We start from the raw sequence: 23,619 nt of genomic DNA, 5'->3' as shown, positions 1-23,619 counted from the left end.
GGATGGAAAGATCAGGCTGCGCCGCGCGGCCCAGCCAGGGGGAACAGGTGGGAGGGTTCGAGATCGGCCAGGCTGTTGAGGCCCAGCAGCCCCATGTCGCGGTCGATTTCCTCGGACAGGATGCCGATGGCATGCCGCACACCGGCCTGGCCGGCCAGCGCCGCGGCGAACACGAAGGGCCGGCCGACGAACACGAATTTCGCGCCCAGCGCGAGGGCCTTGAGCACGTCGGTGCCGCGGCGGATGCCGCCGTCGATCATGATGGGCAGTTCCGGGCAGGCGGCCACGATGCCCGGCAGCACGCGCAGCGGCGCCACCGCGCCATCGAGCTGGCGCCCGCCGTGGTTGGAGACGATGATGCCGTCGGCGCCGTGGTCGCGGGCCTGCCGGGCGTCCTCCTGCGACAGGATGCCCTTGACGATGAGGTTGCCCTTCCACAGGCGGCGTACCTGGTCGAAATGCGCCCAGTGCAGATGGCCGCGCTCGGAGTAGGAGCGCAGCACGTTCGGCGACAGGATGGGCACGCCGCGCGTCGCATAGTTGTTCTCGAAATGCGGCATGCCATGGCGCAGCAGCGTCTGCAGGAAGGTGCCGGCCAGCCAGCGCGGGTGCGACAGGCCGTCCCAGGCCAATCGCAGGCTGGGCCGCAGCGGAATGCTGAAGCCCGCGCGCACGTTGTTCTCGCGGTTGGCGGCCACCGGCGTGTCGAGCGTGATCACCAGGTTGCGAAAGCCGGCCCGCGCCACGCGCTCGACCAGGGCCTGGGTGCGGGCCTCGTCGCCCGGCAGGTAGGCCTGGAACCAGGCGCCGGTGCCCTCGGCGGCAACATCCTCCATGCGGATCAGGGAGGAGCCGCTGAGCACCATGGGAATGCGGGCCGCGCCCGCTGCGCGGGCCAGGACCAGGTCGCCGCGGTAGGCCGACAGCGCAGACAGTCCCAGCGGCGCGATGCCGAAGGGAGCGTCATGGGTCTGGCCGAACAGGGTGGTTTTCTGCGAGCGCAGGGAGACATCGCGCAGCACCCGCGTGACGAAGCCGAATTCGGCGTAGGCCGCGCGGTTGCCGCGCATCGAATGCTCATCCTCGGCACCGCTGGCGACAAAGGAATAGACGGGGCGCGGCAGGTGGCTGCGGGCCGCGCGCTCGAAATCATCAAGGCTGAGAATGCGGCGCAGGCGCTGGGGCGGCTGGTACGCGGCGGGCGTGCCGGCTTCGCGCGCCGCGCCCGCCGCCAGGGTGCTGTCAACGGTCATCGGTTTTCTGTCTCCTGTTTTTATTGTCATCACTTAATATATAATTGTCAACAATATGGAAAACATTGTAAGAATTGACGAGGCGAAGCACGGCCAACTGGGTGAGGCCGTGCGGCACCGGATCGAGCAGATGGTGTTGACCGGCGCCATCCCCGCCGGGGAGCGCATCAACGAGCTGCAGCTCGCCACCCAGCTCCATATCAGCCGGGGCCCGTTGCGCGAGGCCCTGCGCACGCTCGAGCATGCGGGCCTGCTGGTGGCCGTGCCGAATCGCGGCGTGTTCGTGAAGAAGGTCGAGCTCGCGGACGCGCTGCACCTGTACGACGTGCGTGCAGGGCTGGCGCGGGTGACGGGCCGGCTGGTGGCCCAGCATGCCTCGCGCGAGCAGCTCGATCAGCTGCGCGCCATCTACCAGCAGATGGAGGAGGCCGTGGCGTCCGACGACATCGCCGGCTTCTATGCGGGCAATCTGTCCTTCCATTCCCAGTTGATCGCGTATGCGGGCAACCCGCGCCTCACGGCCATGAGCGAGTCGGTGCGCAACGAGCTGCAGCTCTACCTGCGCGATGCCGTGGTCGGCCCGGCGCGCCTGCGCAAATCGCAGGCCGAGCATCGCCAGATCCTGGAGGCCATCGTGGACGGCGACGTCGAGCGCGCCGCAGCCGCCTTCGAGTTCCACATCCTGGCCGGCAAGCAACGCATGCTTGAGTACCTGGGCGGCCGCGGCGAGGCGGTATCGCCGCTGCGGCTCGCTCCCTGACCCCACTTGTCCCTTCATTTCAAACAAAGGAATTCCATGACCCAGATCAACCGCACCAAGGCACGTCTCCAGGAAGGCGGCCTCGCCCTCGGCATGGGCCTGCGCCAGGCCCGCACCGTGGACATCGCCACCATCGCCGGCACCAGCGGGTTCGACTGGCTGTTCATCGACATGGAGCACAACTCGATGAGCATCGACACGGCCTGCCAGATCGCCATGGCCGCCGTGGCCACGGGCGTGACGCCGCTGGTTCGAGTGCCGGGCCATCAGCACTACCACTGCGCCCGCGCCCTGGACAACGGCGCGCTGGGGGTGGTGGTGCCGCACGTGGACACGGCCGAAGAGGCGCGCGCCATCGTCGATGCCTGCCGCTACCCGCCGATGGGCCACCGTTCGATCGCCGGCAACATGCCCGGCCTGGGTTTTGCCAGCCTCCCGGTGGGCGAGGCCACGCAGCGCATGAACGACGAAACCCTGGTGGTGGTGATGCTCGAAACCCCCAAGGCCATCGAGAACGCGGACGAGATCGCCGCCGTGGAAGGCATCGACGTGCTGCTGGTCGGCACCAACGACCTGTGCGCCGAAATGGGCATCCACGGGGATTTCGCCAACCCGCGCGTTCCGGAGGCTTACCGCAAGGTGCTGGCGGCCTGCGCGCGCCACGGCAAGCATCCGGGCATGGGCGGCGTCTACGACCCCAAGCTCATGGCGGAGTACATCGGCCTGGGCATGCGCTTCATCCTCTCGGGCAACGACCTGGCTTTCCTGATGGCCGGCGCGCGCGAGCGCTCTTCCATGCTGCGCGCCATTGCGCTGTGAAGGCGCGGCGCTTCCCTCCGGCATAGCAACAGACCTTTTCATGACTGATATCAGCAAGCAACACGTGATCGGCTTCGTCGGCCTCGGCGTCATGGGCAAATCCATGGCGCGCAACCTCCTGCAGGCGGGATTCACCGTCGTGGTCTACAACCGCAGCGGCACCGCTGCCGACGAACTGGTGGCGCTGGGCGGCCGGCGCGCCGATTCCCTTGCGGCGCTGGCCGCGCAGTGCGACGTGGTGGGCCTCTGCCTGCCCGACACGCCCGACGTCGAGCAGGTGCTGTTCGGCGCGCACGGGATGGCCCCGGCGCTGCGGCGCGGCAGCGTGGTGATCGACTTCAGCACCATCGCCGCACCGGCCACGGTGGACTTCGCCGCGCGCCTGCGGCAGGCCGGCGTGGAACTGCTCGACTCCCCGGTCTCGGGCGGCCCCAAGGGCGCGAGCGAGGGAACCTTGAGCTGCATGATCGGCGGCGACGCCGAGGTGCTGGCGCGCTGCATGCCCGTGTTCCGGGCCATCGGCAAGACCTTCACCCACATCGGCCCCAGCGGCGCGGGCCAGTTGTGCAAGTCGTGCAACCAGCTCGCGGTGTTCGGCACGGTCATGGCTGTGTTCGAGGCGCTGACGCTGGCGCGCAAGTCGGGCATCGATCCCGACAAGGTGCGCGATGCGCTGCTGGGCGGCTCGGCCCAGAGCTTCGTGCTGCAAAACCATGCCCGCCGCTTTCTCGACGGGCAGTACGCACCCGGCTTTCGCGTGACGCTGATGCAGAAGGACCTGCGGCTTGCGCATGCTGCCGCGCAGGATGCGGCCAGCTTCGCGCCGGTCGCAGCCCTGGCCGAGCAACTGCTGGCGGCCCTGCGCAACACCGGCCGCGCCGACCTCGACAGCACCGCGCTCGGGCTGCTGTACGAAGACCTGTCCGGCATCGTCCGCTGACCCTGTTCCTTTCTGACACGCCACCATGCCCGTTCCGAACCCTCTCGATCTCGACGCCCTGGCGCGGGAATTCCTCGCCGCCAGGCAAGCCCGCCAGCCGCTGCCGCCGCTGTTGGCCCGGCATCCCGGCTGGTCGGCCGACCAGGCCTACGCGCTGGCCGAAACCATCGCCGCCCATCGCCGCCAAGGCGGCGAGCGCTGCGTCGGGCGCAAGATCGGCCTGACCAACCCCGCGGGCTGGGCCGCCATGAAGACGGCGGCGCCGATCTGGGGCTATGTCTACGACTCCAGCCTGGTCATGGCGCAGGCGGGCCGGGCCCGGGTCGATCTGGGCCAGGCCATGGCGCCGCGCATCGAGCCCGAGATCGGCTTTTGCCTGCGCCGGGCCATCGACCCCGCGGCCACCAGCTTCGAGGCGCTGCTGTCGTGCATCGAGTGGGTGGCGCCTTGCTTCGAGATCATCGATTGCCATTTCCCCGAATGGTCCTTCCAGGCCTCGGAAGCCATTGCGGATTTCGGCGTGCACTACCGGCTGGTGGTGGGGGAGCCGTACCGGCTGGCCGCCGCGCCGCACGAGGCGCTGGCCGCCGCACTGGGCGATTGCGCGGTCACCCTGAGCCTGAACGGCGATGTGGCCGAGCGCGGCGGCGGCGCCAACACGCTGGGCCATCCGCTGCAGGCGCTCAGGGCGCTGGTCGGCCTGCTGGCCTCGCAGCCGTTGTCGACACCGCTGCAGCCAGGCGACATCATCACCACCGGCACGCTGACCACGCCGCGGGACATTGGCGCCGGACAGCGCTGGCGAATGCAGGTCGAGGGCCTGGAGCTGGCGCCGCTGGAACTGGAGCTGGCCGGGGCCTGAGGCGCACGCGCCCGCGGCTTGTTGGCTCAGCGCTGCTGGTACTGCGTCTTGCCGAACAGGACGTCGCGCGCCTTGTCGTCGGTGATGGGCCGGCGCAGGTCGGCCAGCACCTTGACGCCGCGCTGCACCGCGGGGCGTTCGGCGATCTCTGCAAACCACTTTTCCAGATGCGGGTAGTCCGCCAGGACAATGCCCTGGTTGGCCCAACTGCGCAGCCAGGGGAAGATCGCGATATCGGCGATCGAATACTGCTTGCCGGCGATATAGCGGTTCCTTGACAACTGCCTGTCGATCACGCCGTACAGGCGCTTGGCTTCGTTGCTGTAGCGCTCGATGGCATAGGGAATCTTTTCCGGCGCATACATCCTGAAATGGTGCGCCTGGCCGAGCATCGGGCCGACGCCGCCCATCTGGAACATCAGCCACTGCAGCACCTCGTAGCGGCCCCGGTCGGTCCGCGGCAGGAGCTTGCCCGTCTTGCCCGCGAGGTAGAGCAGGATGGCGCCGGACTCGAACAGCGAGATGGGCTGGCCGTCCGGGCCCTGCGGGTCGATGAGGGCCGGGATCTTGTTGTTGGGGCTGATGGCCAGGAAGTCGGGCTTGAACTGGTCGCCGCTGCCGATGTTGACCGGAATGGCCTTGTAGGGCAGGCCGCATTCCTCCAGCATGATGTGAACCTTGTGGCCGTTGGGCGTGGGCCAGGAAAAAACCTCGATCATGGGCTACCTCTTTGGGGCGTTTGATTCAATAATGCACAACTTTAGGGGAAATCAAGCTTCCATGTTCGAGCGCTTCAAAAAGGTTTTTGCCAAGGATGCCAAGGAGGCGTTCGCTCCCAGTTCCCAATTGGCCAGCAGCCAGGTGTCCGAATGGGCCGGAACCCGGGGCTTTGCCTTTTCCGAGCGCAGCGAAGGCAAGGGCTTTTCCCTGGAAGGCACCGTCGGCAACAAGCCCTGGCGCATGGAGCGGGGGCGGCCTTCCCGCAACTTCATCCGCGGTGAGGAGCTGCGCGCGCGCGCCGAACTGGGCATCAACGAGGACGTGGCCGTTCTCGTCATGAACCGCCGGCTGAAGGATGCGCTCGAGAAAAAGGCCTACCAGCTCTACACCGACACGCTGCAGACCACCGCCGACCCCAACCTGCCCGAGGAAATGCGCTGGCTCGCCATGTACCAGGAAGTGGGCTGGGACAGCATTCCCAAGCCCTTCTGGGAGCGCTATGCCGTGCTGGCCGACGAGCGTGACCATGCGCTGGCCTGGCTGGATGCGGGCCTGGCGGGGCTGCTGATGGACTGGCCCGAACCCGGGCCCACGGCCGAGGTCCCGTTCATGCTCATGCTGCTGCGCGGCAAGGCCTACCTGCGCATGGAGTGCACGCCGTCGGACATGCCGACGCTGGAGCACGCGGCCACCATCTTCACCAGCGCCTGCGAAGCGGCGCTCGGCGGCCTGTCCACCGACATTTCTCTCTGATTTCAAACAAAAAAGACCGCAGGTCCAGGTCCTGCGGTCTTTTCCTGCTATGAAAACAGGAGCGGCTGCGAATCAGCCGCCGCGCGTGACCGGCGCCTCGGCATCGCGGCCGTAGCTGCCGTACTTGCCCAGCTCCCACTTGGCGATGGCGTTGCGGTGCACTTCGTCCGGGCCGTCGGCAAAGCGCAGGGTGCGCGCACCGGCATAGGCGTAGGCCAGCGGGAAGTCGTCGCACATGCCGCCGCCGCCGTGGGCCTGCATGGCCCAGTCGATCACCTGGCAGGCCATGGTGGGCGCCACCACCTTGATCATCGCGATCTCGGTCTTGGCCACCTTGTTGCCGGCCACGTCCATCAGCCAGGCGGCCTTGAGCGTGAGCAGGCGCGCCATGTCGATCTTGCAGCGGGCCTCGGCGATGCGCTCCTGCGTCACCGTCTGCGCGGCCACCGGCTTGCCGAAGGCCACGCGCGAGGAGGCGCGCTTGCACATCAGCTCCAGCGCGCGCTCGGCCAGGCCGATCAGGCGCATGCAGTGGTGGATGCGGCCCGGGCCGAGGCGGCCCTGGGCGATCTCGAAGCCGCGGCCTTCGCCGAGCAGGATATTGGACACCGGCACGCGCACGTTCTCGAAGTACATCTCGACGTGGCCGTGCGGCGCGTCGTCGTAGCCGAACACGTTGAGCGGGCGCACGATGCGGATGCCTTTGGCATCGGCCGGCACCAGCACCATGCTCTGCTGCGAGTGGCGCGGCGCCTCGGGGTCGGTCTTGCCCATGGTGATGAAGACCGCGCAGCGCGGGTCGGCCGCGCCGGAGATCCACCACTTGTGGCCGTTGATGACGTACTCGTCGCCCTGGCGCTCGATGCGGGTGCAGATGTTGGTGGCGTCGCTGGAGGCGACCTCGGGCTCGGTCATGGCGAAGGCCGAGCGGATTTTGCCTTCGAGCAGGGGCTTGAGCCAGCGTGCCTTGTTGGCCTCGTCGCCGTAGCGCGCGATGGTCTCCATGTTGCCGGTGTCGGGCGCCGAGCAGTTGAAGACCTCGGGCGCCCAGGGCACGCGGCCCATGATCTCGGCCAGCGGTGCGTACTCCTGGTTGGTCAGGCCCGCGCCCTCATAGCCGGAGGCGGCCGCGCTGTCCACCGGCAGGAACAGGTTCCACAGGCCCGCGGCCTGGGCCTTGGGCTTGAGTTCCTCGATGGTCTTCAGGGCGGTCCAGCGCTTGCCCGCCGCCGTGTTGGCCGCCAGCTCCGCGGCGTACCGGGCTTCGGCCGGGTAGATGTGGTCGTCCATGAACTTCAGCACCTTGGCCTGAAGTTCCTTGGTCTTGGGGGAGTAGTCAAAATCCATCTGGGGCTCCGTTGGGTATCTGGGTAAATCGGGGGGGTTGGCTTCTTACGCCTGCTGGGCGAACTTCCAGGCCATCTGGGCCAGCGGCCGGGCGCCGGCGGCGGAGCTCACGGCCTGCGCGCTCGAGGCGGTGCCGGCTTCCACGCGCTTGGCGATGCCCTGCAGGATGGCAGCGAGGCGGAACAGGTTGTAGGCCATGTAGAAATTCCAGTCGGCCTTCAGCGCCTCGGGCGTGGTGATGCCGGTGCGCTCGCAGTAGCGCCGGATGTAGGCTTCCTCGGTGGGAATGCCCAGCGAGGCCACGTCCAGCCCGCCGATGCCGCGGAACGAGCCCGGCGGGATGTGCCAGGCCATGCAGTGGTAGCTGAAGTCGGCCAGCGGGTGGCCGAGCGTGGACAGCTCCCAGTCGAGCACGGCCAGCACGCGCGGCTCGGTCGGGTGGAACATCAAATTGTCCAGGCGGTAGTCGCCGTGCACGATCGAGACCTTGGCCTCGTCGCGCGCGCTGGCCGGGATGTGGGCCGGCAGCCACTCGATGAGCTTGTCCATCTCGGGAATGGGCTGCGTGATCGAGGCCACGTACTGCTTGCTCCAGCGCCCGATCTGGCGCTCGAAGTAGTTGCCGGGCTTGCCATAGCTGCTCAAACCGCGCTCGGCGAACTTCACGGTGTGCAGCGCAGAGATGACGCGGTTCATCTCGTCGTAGATGGCGGCGCGTTCGGCTGGGTCCATGCCGGGCAGGGCCTGGTCCCACAGCACGCGGCCCTGCACGAACTCCATCACGTAGAAGGCGCGGCCGATGATCGATTCGTCCTCGCACAGGCAGTACATCTTGGCCACCGGCACGTCGGTGCCGTGCAGGCCCTTCATGACCGCGAACTCGCGCTCCACGGCGTGGGCCGAGGGGAGCAGCTTGGCCACCGGGCCGGGCTTGGCGCGCATCACATAGCTCTGCGATGGCGTGATGAGCTTGTAGGTGGGATTGGACTGGCCGCCCTTGAACATCTCCACGCTCAAGGGACCGGCGAAGCCTTCGAGGTTCTGGCCGAGCCAGGTGCTCAGGGCCGCCACGTCGAAGGCGTGCTTGTCGGAGACGGCACGGGTGCCGACGAAATGATCGAAGTCGCTCATGTTCTTGTGGTCAGTTGTCCGATTCGGCGATGCGCAGCAGCGCCTCGCGGTTGCGCACCAGCAGGCCGCCCGGCTCGATGCGGATGGCTTCCTCGCGCTCCATGGCCTTGAGCTCCTGGTTGACGCGCTGGCGCGAGGCGCCCAGCAGCTGCGCCAGTTCTTCCTGGGCCAGCTGCAGGCCGATGCGCATCTCGCGGCTGTCCGACAGGCTGGGCACGCCGTAGCTGCGCACCAGGTGCAGCAGCTGCTTGGCCAGGCGCGCGCGCAGGGGCAGGGTGTTGAGGTCTTCCACCAGGCCGTAGAGCTGGCGGATGCGGCGCGCATGCAGGCGCAGCATGGCTTCGTACAGCTCGACGTGGGTGGCGAGGATCTTGCGGAAATCGGCCTTGGCCACGCACAGGATGGTGCTGTCGCCATGCGCATAGGCATCGTGAGTGCGCCGGTCGCCGTCGAAGATCGACACGTCGCCGAACCAGATGCCGGGCTCCACGTAGGTCAGCGTGATCTGCTTGCCCGAGATCGAGGTGGAGCTCACCCGCACCGCCCCCTTGGCGCAGGCGATCCATTCCTCGGGCGGATCGCCGCGGGCGGCGATCAGCTCGCCGTCCTTGTAGCGTTTGACGTAGGCGCATCGGAGAATGTCGTGCCGCAGCGAGGGTGAGAGGGATGAGAACCAGCGACCAGCATTGATCGCTTCACGTTCTTCAATGTTAAGAATCGGGTCGTCCATGGCCTGTCTTTTCGGTGACTGATGACAGGCTCATTGTCGCGTGCGGGACGAGTCCCCACCCCCAGGGTTGTCACCTGAGTGTCTGCGGGGCCTGTGGAGGGGGCCGCACCGCGCGCGGCGGCGCTTCAGCCGTAGCGCGGCGTCTGCTTGTCGAGGAAGGCGGCAATGCCGATGCCGGCATTGGCGTGGTGCAGGTTCTTGACGAAATGCTGGCGCTCGGCGGCGAGCTGGCGGTTGAACGTGGTGTCCGCCGCGTCGCCGACCAGTTCCTTGATGCTGGCCAGGACATTGGGCGCGCGGGCATTGAGCCGCTCCGCCAGGGCCAGGGCCTCGGTGAGCGCGCTCGCGGGCTCCGCCAGCAGGTTGACCAGGCCGAGCTGGTGCAGCCGCTGCGCGCCGATGCGCTCGCCGCACATCAGCAGCTCGGTCACGAGCTGGCGCGGCAGGGCGTGCGACAGGCTCCAGCTCGCGCCGCCGTCGGGCGAGAGCGCGATGTTGCTATAGGCCATCACGAACACGGCGTTGTGCGCCGCCACGATGAAGTCGCAGGCCAGCGCCAGCGAGAAGCCGGCACCGGCGGCCGCACCCTCGACCGCCGCGATCACCGGTTTCGGAAAGGTGCGGATCGACTCGATCCAGTTGTGCAGGCCTTCGATGCTCTGGGCCTGCACCTCGGGCGGCTGCTGCCGGTTGCCGAGCAGGCGCTGCAGGTTGCCGCCTGCGCTGAACAGCGAACCCTGGCCCACGATGACCACCGAGCGGACCTCCGGGCTGCTTTCGGCCACGTTGAGCGCTTCCACGCCGGCGGCGTACATCTCGGGCCCCAGCGCGTTGCGGTGCTCGGGGTTGCTGAGCGTGAGCACCATGGTCTGGCCATGGCTGGTGCTTTTGATTTCGGCGGGCATGGTGGGTGGGTTGTGATCAATCTTCTTCGTGCAGCAGGCTCAGCCCGATCGCGCCGCGCCGGCGCAGCCAGGGGCTGGGGCGATAGCGCGGATCGCCATAGACGGTCTGCATGTTGAACAGCACTTCGAGCACGTTGGTCGGGCCGCAGCGGTCGCCCAGGGCCAGCGGGCCCAGCGGGTAGCCCAGGCCCAGCGTGACGGCGGTTTCGAGATCGCGCGGGCTGCAGATGCGCTGCTGGCAGATGTCGGCCGCGATGTTGACGATGGTGGCCAACACGCGCTGGGTGACGAAGCCGCCGCTGTCGCGGATCACGCTGACCGGCTTGCCGTCGCGCGCGAACAGCGCATGGGCCGCGTCGCGCATGTCGGCGCGGGTGGCCGGGTTGGTGGCCAGCACGCGGCGCTTCGTGGCGCTGTCCTCGATCAGCAGGTCGATGCCCAGCGTGCGCGCCGGGTCGAGCCGCTCGACCACGGCGACCGTGGTCACGTCGAAGCCCAGCGGCGCGACCAGCGTGAGCGCGGCGGGCGAGGGCGACTGGCCGGTTTCGATGCGCGCGCCCAGGTCCTTGAGCAGCTGGTACAGCTCGGCGCGCCGCGTGGCGCGGCTCGATACCCACACCGGCGGCAGCTCGGCCATCTGCGGCACGGCGGGCTCAGCCGGCAGCTCGGCCTTGCCATCGGCGTAGCGGTAGAAGCCTTCACCGGCCTTGCGGCCCACCATGCCGCCGGCCAGGCGCTGCGCGGTGATGGTGCTGGGGCGGTAGCGCGGCTCGTCGTAGTACTGGCGGTAGATCGACTCCATGACCGGATGCGAGACATCGAGCGCCGTCAGGTCCATGAGCTCGAACGGGCCGAGCTTGAAGCCGGCCTGGTCTTTCAGGATGCGGTCGATGGTGGCGAAATCGGCCACGCCCTCGCTCACGATGCGCAGGGCCTCGGTGCCGTAGCCGCGCCCGGCGTGGTTGACGATGAAGCCCGGCGTGTCCTGGGCCTGCACCGGCGTGTGGCCCATCTGGCGGGCATAGTCGGCCAGGTTGGCGCAGACGGCCGGCGCGGTCTTCAGGCCGGCGATGACCTCGACCACCTTCATCAGCGGCACCGGATTGAAGAAGTGGTAGCCCGCGAACTGCTGCGGCCGCTTCAGGCCGGCGGCAATCGCGGTGACCGAGAGCGACGAGGTGTTGGTTGCCAGCACCGCTAAGGGCGAGACGAGGCCCTCCAGCTCGGCAAACAGGCTTTTCTTGACGTCGAGCCGCTCCACCACGGCCTCCACCACGAGGTCGCAATCGGCTAGCGATGCCAGCGTGTCGGCGGTCAGCAAGCGGGCCTTGCAGGCCTCGGCCTGGGCGGCATCCAGCTTGCCTTTGTCCCGCAGCCTGTCCCATTGTGCGAAGATTGCCTCGCGCGCCCGGGCGATGGCGGCGGTCTGGGTGTCGAACAGGCGGACGGTGCTGCCGGCCTGGGCTGCGATCTGGGCGATGCCCTGGCCCATGGCGCCGGCGCCCACGACGCCGACCGTGGTGTAAACAACTTTCATGCCGCGCATTATCACGTAGCGGATGAACCGGGGCCTGTGTCAAAATTCAATGTAACCATATGAAAAGCTCGCTGTGAAGTTGCGCCGTACCGCTGTCGGAGGAATTCTGTTGCTTGCTGCGTGCAGCAGCATGGCCCTGTCTCTTGGGCGCGCGCGCGGTGCCACGCTGATCGGGCGCCCGCTCGATCTGACCGTGCCGGTCCGGCTGGAATCCGGCGAAGACCCGTCGACCCTGTGCTTTGACGCCGACGTTTTCCATGCCGACACCCGGATCGATGGCGGCAAGGTCCGCACCGTGGTCGAGCCGGGCGCCAGCCCGCAGGACGTCCTGGTCCGCATCCGTTCCTCGGCCATCGTCGATGAGCCTGTGGTCACGGTCTACCTGCGGGCCGGCTGCACCCAGAAGACCACCCGCCGCTATGTGCTGCTGGCCGACCTGTCCAGCGACGCGCCGGCATCCGCTGCGCCGGTGGTCATTGCTCCTCCCGTGACTGTGCCCATGCCGCAGCCGTCATTGGCCGCCTCGGCGGTGCCGTCCGTTCCCGCTGCGAATCCCGTGGCGCGGGCGCCCGTGGGCGAGGAGGCGGTTCCCAAGGCCGCAGCCAAGGCACGGCGCAAGGCCCGGGCCGCTGCGAGCACCAACACCGCAGCCGCGGCCAGCCCGGCGCCGCAGGGGCCTGCTGCTGCGCCGCCCAAGCGGCCGCGCGAGGCGGCGGGCGGCAAACCCCGCCTCAAGCTCGAGGGGGCCGACCTGCTGGTCGAGCGCGACCCGACCCTGCGGTCCTCCACCGAGATGCTGTCGGCCCCGGCGGCCAACGAACAGCAGCGCGCCGAGGCGGCCGCCCTGTGGCGCGCGCTCAACGCCCAGCCGCAGGACCTGCTGCGCGATGCGCAGCGCCTGCAGGGGCTGGAGACGGACGTCAAATCGCTTCGCGACCTGACGGTGAAGAACCAGGCCAGCCTCGGCGAATTGCGCACCAAGCTGCAGAAGGCCGAGGACGAACGCTATTCCAATGGGCTGGTGTACGGCCTCATCGCGCTGCTGCTGGCAGCCATCGCAGCTGCCGGCTATGCGTGGCGCCAGAAGCGCAGCGGCGAAACCGTGGGGCAGAACTGGTGGCATGGCCGCGACCGCGTCGAGGCGCCCGACGACGAGTTGAACCTGGCGGCCCACCTGCCCGAGGCAGCGCATTCGGGTTTTTCGCGTCCGCTGACCGAAGTGGATGTGGATCTGGGCGTGGACGAGTCCATGTTCGAAAGCCTCAAGTCGCGGACGATCGCGCCGGCGGCTGGCCCGGTGTCGGTGCTGCCGTCGGTGATCGGCTCCGATTTCGTGAGCAGCACGGGCGGCAGCGGGCGCGCCGTCAAGGCCGAGGAACTGTTCGACATCCAGCAGCAGGCCGACTTCTTCGTGTCCCTCGGGCAGTACGACCAGGCCATCGAGGTGCTGAAGAACCACATCAGCGACAACGTGGAAACCAGCGCGCTGGCCTACCTGGACCTGTTCAAGATCTACCACTCGCTCGAGCGCCGGGCCGAATACGACCACCTGCGCGAGGATTTCAACCGCGTGTTCAACGCGCAGGTGCCGCCGTTCGAGGCCTTCAGCGCCGACAGCCGGGGCCTGGAGGCCTACGAGGCCGCGCTCTCGCGTATCGAGGCGCTGTGGCCGTCGGCGCGGGTGCTGGACGTGATCGAGGAGTCGATTTTCCGCAAGCCCGGCAGCGGCGACGGCGACGCCTTCGACCTGGAGGCCTACCGCGAGCTGCTGCTGCTCTACACGATCGCCAAGGACGTGGTGGACCGCCGCGGCGAGCCGGTCGACAGCGATCTGTCGGACTCCCTCAATTCGAACCCGCCCGGCAACGGCGCGCTGCCGGGGCGGCCGACCTTCTCGGCCACGGCGATCCAGCCCCTGTCCACCGCACCGCCGGCGGAAAGGAGCGCGGCGGACACCTGGCCCGGCCTGGTGCCGCTGCCCAAGCCTTCGCCTCGCCTGGGCCTGGACATCGACCTCAGCGAAGAGCTGAGTGAAGAGCTCCCACCATCGGCCTTCATCGAGCCGGGCGAGGATTTCTCCACCACCACTTCCGCGCCCAGCCATGGCTCCGAGCTGCGCACGACCCAGCCCACACCCACGGTCCCGGACGACAACCTGATCGATTTCGACCTGTTCGACTCTTCCACCGAAGAGGAAATCGCCCCGAAGCCGCGCAAGCGCTAGAGGCGCAAGGGGCAGGGCCTTCAGGCCTGCCGCAGGGGCGGCGACGCCAGCGAAGCCCGCCAGCTCAGCAGCATGGCCAGCAGCACACCGCCCAGCCCGGCCCAGTGCAGCACGTGCATCTGGCCATGGGCGATCAGCCAGCCGCCGCTGGCCGCACCCAGTGCCTGGCCTGCGTACATGGCCGAGGTGTTGAGCGCGATCGACCCGGCGGCCAGCATGGGCGCCAGCCCGACCAGGCGCGCCTGCTGGGCCGAGTTGGACGAGAAGCAGCCCAGCGCCCAGGGCACCATCACCAGTGCAGCCAGCAGGAGGCTGGTGCCGAGCGGCCACAGCAGCAGGCTCAGCGCAATGCCGGCGATGCTGATCATCACGGCGCGCGCGGTGCCGAGCCGGTCGATGTTGCGCGACATCCAGACATTGCCGATGAAGCCGAAAACGCCGAACCAGGCGAACAGCAGGCTCAGCTGGAGCGGCGACAGATCGAGGCGGGCCTTGTAGTAGGGCGCGAAATAGGAGAACAGCACGAACTGCCCGGCCGAGTACAGCACGGTGACCGCCACGCACAGCATCAGCGCGCGCGACCGCAGCGTCTCGCGCCAGGCTGCCGCCGACAGGGCGGGTGGGCGGATGCCGTCGGGCATGGCGCGCCAGACCCAGGCCATGCTGGCAAAACTCATCAGCCCGACCAGCGCGAAGGCGCTGCGCCAGCCCAGGCTGCCGCCGATCCAGGCGGCCAGCGGCAAGCCCAGCACCGAGGCCACTGACCAGCCGAGGAAGACGAAGGTGATGGCCCGCCCGCGCTGCGCCGGCGGCACCAGCAGGCCGACGCAGGCCGCGGCCTGTGGCGTGAAGATGGCCGGCGAGATGACGGCCAGCACGCGCACCGGAAACAGGGTGCCGAAGCTCGGCATGGCCGCGCACAGCAGATGCAGCACGCCGTACCAGAGCAGCGACAGCGTCAGCAGGCGGCGGCGGTCCCAGCCCGCCACCACGGCGGCCAGCAGCGGCGCGCCCAGGCACATGACCAGCGCGCCGGCCGAGATCAGCTGGCCGGCCGTGGCCACGGGGACGTTCAGCGAGCTGCTGAGTTCATTGAGGGTGCCGGGCACGACCATCACGCCCGTGCCGATGACGAAGTTGCCGAGCAGCAGCGCCCAGAGCACGCCGGGCAGCGGCGGTTGTCGGGCAGTCGTGCCTGTGGTGTCCATCGGATCTCCGGTTGCTGGCATGAGAAATACAGCAACCGAACTGGCTGCGCTCAACGACGAACCTGCAAGGCCCCAGGATTGACGATGTTGGTTGGCGTTCCCTTGATGAAGTTGACCACATTATCGAAAGCCGCGCTGAAATACAGCTCGTAGCTGTCCTGCTCCACATAGCCGATGTGCGGCGTGCAGATGCAGTTCTCCAGCCGCAGCAGGGCGTGGCCTTGCAGGATCGGTTCGCTCTCGAACACGTCGATGGCGGCCAGGCCCGGGCGGCCGCGGTTGAGGCCCGCGATCAGGGCGTCGGTCTCGATCAGTTCGGCGCGCGAGGTGTTCACGAACAGCGCCGTGGGCTTCATGCGCGACAGGTCTTCCAGCGTGACGATGCCGCGCGTCTCGTCGTTGAGCCGAAGGTGCACGGACAGCACGTCGCACTCCTCGAAGAAGGCCGCGCGGCTGCTGGCGGCCTGGTAGCCGTCGCCGGCGGCTTTCTCGCGCGAGGCCTCGCGGCCCCAGACCCGCACATGCATGCCGAAGGCGCGGCCGTAGGACGCCACCAGCTGGCCGATCTTGCCGTAGCCCCAGATGCCCAGCGTCTTGCCGCGCAACACGGTGCCGAGGCCGAAGTTCGGCGGCATCGAGGCGGCCTTGAGGCCCGATTGCTGCCAGGCGCCATGCTTGAGGTGCGCGATGTACTGGGGCAGGCGGCGCACGGACGCCATGATCAGGGCCCAGGTCAGCTCAGCCGGCGCCACCGGCGAGCCCACGCCCTCGGCCACCGCGATGCCGCGCTCGCTGCAGGCCGCCACGTCGACATGGGGGCCGACCTTGCCGGTCTGCGCGATCAGCTTGAGCCGGGGCAGTTTTTCGATCAGCGCGCGCGTGATGTGCGTGCGTTCGCGGATCAGGACGATCACGTCGGCGTCCTTCAGCCGCACCGAGAGCTGGCCGATCCCCTTGACCGTGTTGGTGTAGACCTTGGCCGGGAAGGCGTCGAGCCGGGCGGCGCAGTCGAGTTTGCGCACCGCATCCTGGTAGTCGTCGAGGATCACAATGTTCATGCCATCATTGTGCCTTGGCACATGCAGTTTTTTCGGCGCATGGCCCGCCCCCGCGGTTTCAATCCGTACAGAATTCACACCGGAGTTTCAGATGTCCATTTCCATGTCGTCGGCCAGCCTGCCGATTTTCAAATCCATGCTCGGCAACCTTAGCCATTTCCTGGACAAGGCGCAGGCCCATGCCGAGGCGAAGAAGTTCGATGCTGCCGTGCTGCTGCAGTGCCGCCTGGCGCCCGACATGCTGCCGTTCACGCGCCAGGTGCTGATCGCCTGCGACGGCCCCAAGCTCGGCGTGGCGCGGCTGTCGGGCGTGGAGGCGCCGAAGTTCGAGGACAACGAGGCCACCTTGCCCGAACTGAAGGCGCGCATCGAGAAAACCCTGGCCTACCTGGAGAGCGTGCCCGCCGAGCGGCTCGATGGCACGGAGGACAAGGAGATCACCTTCCCGGTCGGCCGTGAGAAGACGCGCACCATGAAGGGCGAGGCCTACCTCAAGCATTGGGTCCTGCCCAATTTCTTCTTCCATGTGACCACGGCCTATGCCATCCTGAGGCACAACGGCGTGGCGCTGGGCAAGACCGACTACCTGCTGGGCAGCCAGGCCTGAGCGTACCGCGTCAGTGCCGCGTGGCTTCGAGCGCGGCAAGCCGGTCCAGCTCGGCGCAGACATCGGCCATGCTGCCCGAGATCACCATGCGGCCCGCATCCGCCGGCGGGCGGCCGGCTTCGAGCACGCGCACCACGCGCAGCGGCCGGTGAATCCGAAGATTGGATGCTTTGGGGGCGGAGGTCCAGGTGCAGCGGTCATTGTCTGCTATGGGTTTGATAGCAGACGGGCTGGCGCGCCGGCCGGGCCGGCGTCCCGCGCGGGCCGGATGCGCCACGCCCGGCATGAGCCAGTGGGCCAGGGCCTGCAGTGGAGAGAAGAGGCCGCTGACGGCAAACAATGCGATTCCCATGTGAAACCTTTCCAGTCGGTGCGGGGCAGGGCCTTGCCAAGGGCGGGCGCTGTCTCGCGGATTGTCAAAAACAGAGGTTGAACACAGGCAGGATTGCTGAACCAGCCGCTGCGCCAGGGTGATGGCCTGTGACTGCCATACGCCCGCCACCTGGCGCTGCGGAAATTTTCTTGTCTAGAGATCCCTGTACAAGCTCTTTCTTTGCGCCGTGTAGTGCCACCAGGGCGCGGGCGCTGCACCGTTCATGAAGTCGACCGCAGCCATGAAGGTGTCGAGCACGCACGGATCTTGGCGCTGGTGCGTGGCGCGGTTGAGCGACCGGTACAGCGCCAGCGCATCCCGGCCTTGCAACTGCTGCGGCTGGTGGATGCCGATCAACCGCAGATCGCTGGCGATCGCGCGGCCGATGTTGGGGATGTCCTCCAGGGCCTGGGCCTGCTGCGCCGTTGCCGCCTTCATGGGAATGCCTCGCTCGCCTACATCAGCATGGTGTTGCGGATCAGGCCGACGGCCAGGCCTTCGATCTCGAAGGGCTCGCCGGGCTCGACGATGATGGTCTGGTAGTCGGGGTTCTCGGCGTGCAGCTCGATCAGGTGCTTGTTGCGCTTGAAGCGCTTGACCGTGACTTCGTCGCCCAGGCGCGCCACCACGATCTGGCCGTTCTTGGCGTCCTTGCCGGCCTGCACGGCGAGCAGGTCGCCATCCATGATGCCGGCGTCGCGCATGGACATGCCGCGCACCTTGAGCAGGTAGTCGGGCCTGCGCTGGAACAGGCTGCTTTCGACGTAGTAGGTCTGGTCCACATGCTCCTGCGCGAGAATGGGCGAGCCGGCGGCCACCCGCCCCACCAGGGGCAGGGCCAGCTGGGCCAGGCTGGGCAGCGGCAGGGAGAACTGCTTGATGCGCGACTCGTTGATGGAGCGCAGCGTGTCGCTCTTGAGGCGGATGCCGCGCGAGGTGCCGCTGACCAGCTCGATCACGCCCTTGCGCGCCAGCGCCTGCAGGTGCTCCTCGGCGGCGTTGGCAGACTTGAAGCCGAGCTCGGCGGCGATCTCGGCCCGCGTGGGCGGCGCGCCGGTGCGGGCGATGGCGCTCTGGATCAGGTCCAGAATCTGCTGCTGGCGGGCGGTGAGTTTGACGGGAAACTGCGGCAGGTCGATCATGGCGGCTCCTTGGGGGCACATCACTGTCTTAATATCCAGTAACTGTATTTTTAACCAGTTTTTGAAAGTTTGCAAGCGATGGCGCAAAAGATTGTGGTTCTGGGCACCGGCGGCACGATCGCCGGCACGGCCGCGACGGCGGGAGACAACATCGGCTACACCGCTGCGCAGGTTGGTGTGGAGCAGCTGGTGGCGGCCCTCCCGGCGCTGCGCGGCGTGCCGCTGCTGACCGAACAGGTGGCGCAGGTCGACAGCAAGGACATGGATTTCGGCATCTGGGCCGCGCTGGCCCGGCGCTGCGCCCATTGGCTGGCCCAGCCCGAGGTGCAGGGCATCGTCATCACGCATGGCACCGACACGCTGGAGGAGACCGCGTACTTCCTGCAATCGGTGCTGGCGGCCGCCAAGCCCGTGGTGCTGGCCTGCGCCATGCGCCCGGCCACGGCCCTCTCGCCGGATGGCCCGCAGAACCTGCTGGACGCCGTAGCCGTGGCGCGCACGGCGGGCGCGCATGGCGTGGTGGCCGTGTGCGCGGGCGTGGTGCACGGCGCGCTGGAGGTTCGCAAGGCCCACACCTACCGGCTCGATGCCTTCAGCTCGGGCGAGGGCGGGCCGCTCGGCTATGTCGAGGAAGGCGCTGTGCGTTTGACGCGAAATTGGCCAGAGGTCCAGGCGGGGTGGTCATTAGATGCTATCGAAAAGATAGCGAACGAGGCGACCTGGCCGCGCGTGGAAATCGTCATGAACTATGCCGGCGCCAGCGGCGCCGTGGTGCGGGCGCTGGTGCAGGACGGCGTGCAGGGCCTGGTGGCGGCGGGCACCGGCAACGGCAGCCTGCACCATGAACTCGAAACCGCTTTGCTCGACGCGCAGGCTGCCGGCGTGAAGGTGGTGCGCGCCACGCGCTGCGCCGACGGGCGCGTGCTGCCCAGGCCCGGTGACGCCATCGCCGATTCGCAGGGGCTGTCGCCCGTGAAGGCGCGCGTGGCGCTGCTGCTGGGGTTGCTGCGCTAAGGGGATTCGTTGCTGCCGGGCCGGCCCCGGAAAGAAAAACGCCCCGGCAGGCGGGGCGTGGATTTCATGGTGGGTCGCACGGCTCGCGGCCTAGTCCAGGGCCACCGCGGAACCGGCTCTGCCGGGCCGCTGGTGGCGCCCCCTTGGGGGGAGGCGCCGTAGGCGCTTCGAGGGGGCTCAGCCCGCCAGTGCCTGCAGTGCGCGCGCGGTGATCTCGTCCACCGTGCCCAGGCCGCTGATGGCGCGGTAGCGCGGCGCGGCGGCCGGTTCGGCTGCGGCCCAGGTGCTGTAGTAGTCCACCAGCGGGCGGGTCTGGGCGCTGTAAACCTCCAGGCGCTTCTTGACGGTGTCTTCCTTGTCGTCGTCGCGCTGGATCAGCGGCTCGCCGGTCACGTCGTCCAGGCCCTCGGCCTTGGGCGGGTTGAACTTGACGTGGTAGGTGCGGCCCGACGCCGGGTGCGAGCGGCGCCCGCTCATGCGCTCGATGATGGCGTCGAACGGCACGTCGATCTCCAGCACGTAGTCGAGCTTCACGCCGGCGGCCTTCATCGCGTCGGCCTGCGGGATGGTGCGCGGAAAGCCGTCGAACAGGAAGCCGTTGGCGCAGTCGGGCTGGGCGATGCGTTCCTTCACGAGGCCGATGATGATGTCGTCGCTGACCAGGGCACCGGAATCCATCACGGCCTTGGCCTGCAGGCCCAGCGGCGTGCCGGCCTTGACGGCGGCGCGCAGCATGTCGCCGGTGGAGATTTGGGGAATGCCGTACTTCTGGCAGATGAACGCGGCTTGCGTTCCCTTGCCGGCACCGGGGGCGCCCAACAAAATCAGTCTCATGAAAATCCTCGGATGGTTTGCAATCGGCCTGCGCTGTGGGCCGCCGGGGCTGGATCCCGTCATCAGGCCGTCACGCGTTATTGCCGCCGAGGATAGCATGCGTGAGCTTCACCTCCGCTGACAGCGCAGGCTGCGGCGGGGCCTCTCAAACCCGGGAAAGCGCTAGGCCCGTCCGGTCCTGCGAGCGCTCACAACAGGCGGCGCACGCGCTCCAGGTCTTCGGGCGTGTCCACCCCCGGGCCGGGCGCGTGGGGCGTGACATGCACCGCGATGCGGTGGCCGTGCCAGAGCGCCCGCAGCTGCTCCAGCGCCTCGGTGATTTCGAGGGGCGCTTGCGCCAGCCGCGGAAACTCGCGCAGAAAGCCCACGCGGTAGCCGTACAGGCCGATGTGGCGCAGCGGCGGCGGGCCCGGGGGCAGGGCGCCGAGGCCCTGCGCGAAGCCGTCGCGCCACCAGGGGATCGGGGCGCGGCTGAAGTACAGCGCCAGGCCGGTGGCGTCGAGCACCACCTTGACGACGTTCGGGTTGGCGAACTCGGCGGCGTCGCCGATGGCATGCGCGGCCGTGCTCATGCTGGCCTCGGGGCGCGCTTGCAGCAGGCGGGCCATCTCGCCGATGAGGCTGGGCTCGATCAGCGGCTCGTCGCCCTGCACGTTGACGACGATGGCGTCGTCGGACAAGCCCAGCCGCTCGCAGGCTTCGGCGAGGCGGTCGCTGCCCGAGGGATGGTCGGTGCGGGTCAGCACGGCGTCGATACCGTGCAGCCGGCAGGCTTCGAGGATGGCGGCGTCGTCGGCCGCCACCACCACGCGCAGCGCGCCGGACTGCTGCGCGCGCTGCGCCACGCGCACCACCATGGGCAGGCCGCCGAGGTCGGCCAGCGGCTTGTTCGGCAGGCGGCTGGAGGCCAGCCGGGCCGGGATCAGGACGGTGAAGGCGGCGGGCGCGCCGGCGCCGCTCACAGTCCGAGTTCCTCGTCGCTCAGGGTGCGGGCTTCGTTTTCGAGCAGGATCGGAATGCCGTCGCGCACCGGGTAGGCCAGGCGGGCGCTGCGCGAGACCAGCTCCTGCGCCTCGCGGCGGTATTCGAGCGGGCCCTTGGTCACGGGGCAGACCAGCAGTTCAAGGAGTTTGCTGTCCATTCAGGGGTTCTCGTGAAGATGCATCGGGCGATGATAGCCGCGCCCGTGGCGCCTCGGGCAGCAGTTGGTCGAGCGCCTGCAGGAACGCAGGCTCGGGCTCGAAGTAAAGGGGCACGGCCAGCGCCCCGGGCTCGGTGCGCCACAGCTTCACGGCATCTTTTTCGGTGCAGATCAGCGGAAGGTCCTCGTCGGGCGGTCGTTTCCAGCTATCAAAATCATAGTGATCGGGCAGCGCGAGGGTGCGCGCGAGCTGCAGGCCCTGCGCGCGCAGCATGTCGAAGAAGGCCTCGGGCCGGGCGACGGCGGCCAGCGCCAGCAGCGGCCGGCCGCGCAGCGCGGCCAGCGCCAGCCGGCTGCCGTCGGCGCGCACGGCCTCGGGCGCCAGCGCGCGGCGCGCCGTGAAGCCGGCAAAGGCCGGCCGGGCGCCCGAGTGCAGCACCAGGGCCGGAGCCGGCGCGGCGCGGCGCGGCCAGGGCTCGCGCAGCGGCCCGGCGGGCAGCAGCAAGCCGTTGCCGGTGCCGCGGTCGTCGAACATGCAGATCTCGATGTCGCGGTGCAGGGCCAGGTGCTGCAGGCCGTCGTCGCAGACGATCACATCGGTGGCCGGATGCGCCGCCAGCAGGGCGCGGGCGGCGTCCAGCCGCCGGCGCGCCACGAACACGGGCACGGCGCCGGCGCGCGCGATCAGCAGCGGCTCGTCGCCGGTTTCGGCCACCGGGCTGCTCGGCTGCACCTCGACGCAGTCCTGGCTGCGGCGGCCATAGCCGCGCGAGACCACGCCGGGCTGCCAGCCGCGCTCGTGCAGGTGCCGCACCAGCGCGATCACCAGGGGTGTCTTGCCGGCGCCGCCGGCCACCACGTTGCCGACCACGATCACCGGCACCGGCACCCGCCCGATCCGAAGCAGGCCGGCGCGGTAGAGGCCGCGCCGCAGCGCCGCCAGCGCACCAAACAAAAGGGACACCGGCCACAGCAGCCAGGCCAGCCCGCCGCGCCGCAGCCACGCCGCCTGCAGCGCGTCGCGCATGGGCTAGCGGCCGCCGGCCTGCGCCGACGACTGGCTGGCGAAGGTGATCTGGGTCAGGCCGGCGCGGCGCGCGGCCTCCATGACGGTGATCACCGCCTGGTGCGCGGCGCTGGCGTCGGCGCTGATGATGACGACGGTGTCCTTGCCGGCCCGGGCCGAGCCCGACAGCGCCTGCGACAGCGTCTCGACGCCGCGCCCGTTCACCGGGGCCTTGTTGATCATGTAGCGGCCGTCGCTGCTGACGGAGACGATCACCTCGCGCGCGTAGTCGCGCTGCGCGTCGGTGTCGGCTACCGGCAGCTTGAGCTGCATCTCGGTGAACTTGCTGTAGGTGGTGGACAGCATCAGGAAGATCAGCACCACCAGCAGCACGTCGATGAACGGGATCAGGTTGATCTCGGGTTCTTCCTTCTGGCGCGGGCGGAAGTTCATCGCGCCAGCCTCCGCCGGGCCGCCCCAAGGAGGCTGCGGCCCCCTCGGGGGGCAGCGATCCACACGAAGTGGGAGAGCGTGGGGGTGTTCATTTCCGCAGGCTGTTGAGGTGGCGCACGAAGCGCTCGGAGGCCAGCTCCAGCGCCAGCAGGTAGGCGTCGACGCGGGCGCGGAAGTAGCGCCAGAAGATCAGCGAGGGAATCGCCACGATCAGGCCGAACGCCGTGTTGTACAGCGCCACCGAGATGCCGTGCGCGAGCTGCGCCGGGTTGCCGCCCGTGGCGCCGCCGGCCGGCGACTGCGAGCCGAAGATCTCGATCATGCCGATCACCGTGCCCAGCAGGCCCAGCAGCGGCGCGGCCGAGGCGATGGTGGCCAGTGCCGTGAGGTAGCGCTCGAGCCGGTGCGCCACCGCGCGGCCCGTGCCTTCCATGGTGGCGCGCAGGTCGGCTTCGCTGCAGCGCGGGTTGGAGTTGAGGGCGCGAAAGCCGCTGGCCAGCACCTCGCCCAGCGCCGAGTTCTGTTCGAGCTGGGTCACCACGTCGGGCGTGGGCACGGCGGTGCGCGAGACCGTGAGCGCTTCATCGAGCAGCTTCGGAGGGGCGATCTTGTTGGTTTTCAGGCTCACGAAACGCTCGATGATGAGGGCCAGAGCCAGGATGGAGCAGGCGACGAGAGGCCAGATCGGCCAGCCTGCGGCTTGTATGATCGAAAGCAAGGGGGACTCTCCGCGCAGATGAATTGCGGTGTGATTATGGCCCAGCCACCGGGCCGTTCCGGATGAATCGGCCGCTGCCGCCCG

The 23,619-nt window shown here is 68.7% G+C and carries 26 protein-coding genes; 8 read left to right on the top strand and 18 right to left on the bottom strand.

Features of this window, described 5'->3' with window-relative positions:
- Nucleotides 1-11: 11 nt before the first annotated feature.
- Nucleotides 12-1,253: an alpha-hydroxy acid oxidase gene (locus MMF98_RS09350; protein WP_243306007.1), complete on the bottom strand. Its 1,242-nt coding sequence runs from the start codon at nt 1,251-1,253 to the stop codon at nt 12-14.
- A 55-nt stretch (nt 1,254-1,308) separates the two neighbouring features.
- On the opposite strand from MMF98_RS09350, the gene MMF98_RS09345 reads away from it, so the two are divergent.
- The 4 genes from MMF98_RS09345 to MMF98_RS09330 are packed head-to-tail and all read left to right on the top strand — an operon-like array spanning nt 1,309 to nt 4,634.
- A complete protein-coding gene (locus MMF98_RS09345; protein ID WP_243306006.1) occupies nt 1,309-2,013 on the top strand; it encodes a GntR family transcriptional regulator in 705 nt (234 codons plus the stop codon).
- Between the two features lie 36 nt (nt 2,014-2,049).
- Nucleotides 2,050-2,832 (top strand): HpcH/HpaI aldolase family protein, encoded by a 783-nt coding sequence (locus MMF98_RS09340; protein ID WP_243306005.1) that lies wholly within the window; start codon nt 2,050-2,052, stop codon nt 2,830-2,832.
- Nucleotides 2,833-2,872: 40 nt separating this feature from the next.
- Nucleotides 2,873-3,772: an NAD(P)-dependent oxidoreductase gene (locus MMF98_RS09335; RefSeq protein ID WP_243306004.1), complete on the top strand. Its 900-nt coding sequence runs from the start codon at nt 2,873-2,875 to the stop codon at nt 3,770-3,772.
- Nucleotides 3,773-3,797: 25 nt separating this feature from the next.
- Nucleotides 3,798-4,634, top strand: a complete 837-nt coding sequence (locus tag MMF98_RS09330; protein ID WP_243306003.1) for a 2-keto-4-pentenoate hydratase — start codon at nt 3,798-3,800, stop codon at nt 4,632-4,634.
- 26 nt (nt 4,635-4,660) lie between these two features.
- On the opposite strand, the gene MMF98_RS09325 is transcribed toward MMF98_RS09330, so the two are convergent.
- On the bottom strand, nt 4,661-5,353 hold the full coding sequence (locus MMF98_RS09325; protein ID WP_243306002.1) for a glutathione binding-like protein: 693 nt from the start codon (nt 5,351-5,353) through the stop codon (nt 4,661-4,663).
- A gap of 61 nt (nt 5,354-5,414) precedes the next feature.
- Between MMF98_RS09325 and MMF98_RS09320 the strand changes: the two genes are divergently transcribed.
- Nucleotides 5,415-6,107, top strand: coding sequence for a hypothetical protein (locus MMF98_RS09320; RefSeq protein WP_243306001.1), 693 nt, complete (start codon nt 5,415-5,417; stop codon nt 6,105-6,107).
- Nucleotides 6,108-6,179: 72 nt separating this feature from the next.
- Here MMF98_RS09320 and MMF98_RS09315 read toward each other — a convergent pair whose 3' ends face one another.
- The 5 genes from MMF98_RS09315 to MMF98_RS09295 all read right to left on the bottom strand — a co-directional run bounded on the left by MMF98_RS09315 (nt 6,180) and on the right by MMF98_RS09295 (nt 11,757).
- On the bottom strand, nt 6,180-7,454 hold the full coding sequence (locus tag MMF98_RS09315; RefSeq protein WP_243306000.1) for an acyl-CoA dehydrogenase family protein: 1,275 nt from the start codon (nt 7,452-7,454) through the stop codon (nt 6,180-6,182).
- 45 nt (nt 7,455-7,499) lie between these two features.
- Nucleotides 7,500-8,585: a phosphotransferase gene (locus tag MMF98_RS09310; protein WP_243305999.1), complete on the bottom strand. Its 1,086-nt coding sequence runs from the start codon at nt 8,583-8,585 to the stop codon at nt 7,500-7,502.
- Between the two features lie 10 nt (nt 8,586-8,595).
- Nucleotides 8,596-9,315, bottom strand: coding sequence for a Crp/Fnr family transcriptional regulator (locus MMF98_RS09305; RefSeq protein WP_243305998.1), 720 nt, complete (start codon nt 9,313-9,315; stop codon nt 8,596-8,598).
- Between the two features lie 125 nt (nt 9,316-9,440).
- Complete coding sequence (locus tag MMF98_RS09300; RefSeq protein WP_243305997.1) at nt 9,441-10,220, bottom strand: oxepin-CoA hydrolase, alternative type; 780 nt, start codon at nt 10,218-10,220, stop codon at nt 9,441-9,443.
- Nucleotides 10,221-10,236: 16 nt separating this feature from the next.
- Nucleotides 10,237-11,757 (bottom strand): 3-hydroxyacyl-CoA dehydrogenase, encoded by a 1,521-nt coding sequence (locus MMF98_RS09295; protein ID WP_243305996.1) that lies wholly within the window; start codon nt 11,755-11,757, stop codon nt 10,237-10,239.
- A 130-nt stretch (nt 11,758-11,887) separates the two neighbouring features.
- Between MMF98_RS09295 and MMF98_RS09290 the strand changes: the two genes are divergently transcribed.
- Nucleotides 11,888-13,981 (top strand): type IV pilus assembly protein FimV, encoded by a 2,094-nt coding sequence (locus tag MMF98_RS09290; RefSeq protein WP_243305995.1) that lies wholly within the window; start codon nt 11,888-11,890, stop codon nt 13,979-13,981.
- 20 nt (nt 13,982-14,001) lie between these two features.
- Here the strand turns inward: MMF98_RS09290 and MMF98_RS09285 are convergent, their stop codons facing one another.
- Together MMF98_RS09285 and MMF98_RS09280 are read right to left on the bottom strand one after the other, a co-directional pair.
- A complete protein-coding gene (locus MMF98_RS09285) occupies nt 14,002-15,189 on the bottom strand; it encodes an MFS transporter (RefSeq protein ID WP_243305994.1) in 1,188 nt (395 codons plus the stop codon).
- Between the two features lie 50 nt (nt 15,190-15,239).
- Nucleotides 15,240-16,247: a D-2-hydroxyacid dehydrogenase family protein gene (locus MMF98_RS09280; RefSeq protein ID WP_243305993.1), complete on the bottom strand. Its 1,008-nt coding sequence runs from the start codon at nt 16,245-16,247 to the stop codon at nt 15,240-15,242.
- A gap of 91 nt (nt 16,248-16,338) precedes the next feature.
- Between MMF98_RS09280 and MMF98_RS09275 the strand changes: the two genes are divergently transcribed.
- A complete protein-coding gene (locus tag MMF98_RS09275; protein ID WP_243305992.1) occupies nt 16,339-16,854 on the top strand; it encodes a DUF1993 domain-containing protein in 516 nt (171 codons plus the stop codon).
- Between the two features lie 10 nt (nt 16,855-16,864).
- Here the strand turns inward: MMF98_RS09275 and MMF98_RS09270 are convergent, their stop codons facing one another.
- From MMF98_RS09270 to lexA, 3 genes are all read right to left on the bottom strand, one after another.
- The gene (locus MMF98_RS09270; protein WP_243305991.1) at nt 16,865-17,206 is read right to left on the bottom strand and encodes a hypothetical protein; all 342 of its coding nucleotides are present in this window, start codon (nt 17,204-17,206) and stop codon (nt 16,865-16,867) included.
- 174 nt (nt 17,207-17,380) lie between these two features.
- Nucleotides 17,381-17,665 carry a helix-hairpin-helix domain-containing protein gene (locus tag MMF98_RS09265; protein ID WP_243305990.1) on the bottom strand — a complete coding sequence of 95 codons (285 nt, stop codon included), beginning with the start codon at nt 17,663-17,665 and terminating at the stop codon, nt 17,381-17,383.
- A 17-nt stretch (nt 17,666-17,682) separates the two neighbouring features.
- Nucleotides 17,683-18,369, bottom strand: a complete 687-nt coding sequence (lexA, locus tag MMF98_RS09260; RefSeq protein ID WP_243305989.1) for a transcriptional repressor LexA — start codon at nt 18,367-18,369, stop codon at nt 17,683-17,685.
- A gap of 78 nt (nt 18,370-18,447) precedes the next feature.
- Between lexA and MMF98_RS09255 the strand changes: the two genes are divergently transcribed.
- Nucleotides 18,448-19,383, top strand: coding sequence for an asparaginase (locus MMF98_RS09255; RefSeq protein WP_243305988.1), 936 nt, complete (start codon nt 18,448-18,450; stop codon nt 19,381-19,383).
- 177 nt (nt 19,384-19,560) lie between these two features.
- Here the strand turns inward: MMF98_RS09255 and adk are convergent, their stop codons facing one another.
- The 6 genes from adk to MMF98_RS09225 all read right to left on the bottom strand — a co-directional run bounded on the left by adk (nt 19,561) and on the right by MMF98_RS09225 (nt 23,535).
- The gene (gene adk / locus MMF98_RS09250) at nt 19,561-20,217 is read right to left on the bottom strand and encodes an adenylate kinase (RefSeq protein WP_243305987.1); all 657 of its coding nucleotides are present in this window, start codon (nt 20,215-20,217) and stop codon (nt 19,561-19,563) included.
- 188 nt (nt 20,218-20,405) lie between these two features.
- On the bottom strand, nt 20,406-21,179 hold the full coding sequence (kdsB, locus tag MMF98_RS09245) for a 3-deoxy-manno-octulosonate cytidylyltransferase (RefSeq protein ID WP_243305986.1): 774 nt from the start codon (nt 21,177-21,179) through the stop codon (nt 20,406-20,408).
- Nucleotides 21,176-21,358, bottom strand: a complete 183-nt coding sequence (locus MMF98_RS09240; RefSeq protein ID WP_243305985.1) for a Trm112 family protein — start codon at nt 21,356-21,358, stop codon at nt 21,176-21,178. Before MMF98_RS09240 ends, kdsB begins: the two co-directional genes overlap by 4 nt.
- Nucleotides 21,339-22,385, bottom strand: coding sequence for a tetraacyldisaccharide 4'-kinase (lpxK, locus tag MMF98_RS09235; protein WP_243305984.1), 1,047 nt, complete (start codon nt 22,383-22,385; stop codon nt 21,339-21,341). The genes MMF98_RS09240 and lpxK overlap by 20 nt, the downstream gene beginning before the upstream one ends.
- 3 nt (nt 22,386-22,388) lie before the next feature.
- On the bottom strand, nt 22,389-22,817 hold the full coding sequence (locus MMF98_RS09230; protein WP_243305983.1) for an ExbD/TolR family protein: 429 nt from the start codon (nt 22,815-22,817) through the stop codon (nt 22,389-22,391).
- Between the two features lie 88 nt (nt 22,818-22,905).
- The gene (locus MMF98_RS09225) at nt 22,906-23,535 is read right to left on the bottom strand and encodes a MotA/TolQ/ExbB proton channel family protein (protein ID WP_243305982.1); all 630 of its coding nucleotides are present in this window, start codon (nt 23,533-23,535) and stop codon (nt 22,906-22,908) included.
- Between the last annotated feature and the right edge of the window lie 84 nt (nt 23,536-23,619).

Source organism: Variovorax terrae, assembly GCF_022809125.1.
GTDB lineage: Bacteria > Pseudomonadota > Gammaproteobacteria > Burkholderiales > Burkholderiaceae_C > Variovorax_A > Variovorax_A terrae.
The sequence above is the reverse complement of the archived record's forward strand: the minus strand, read 5'-3'. Positions and strand labels throughout refer to the sequence as shown.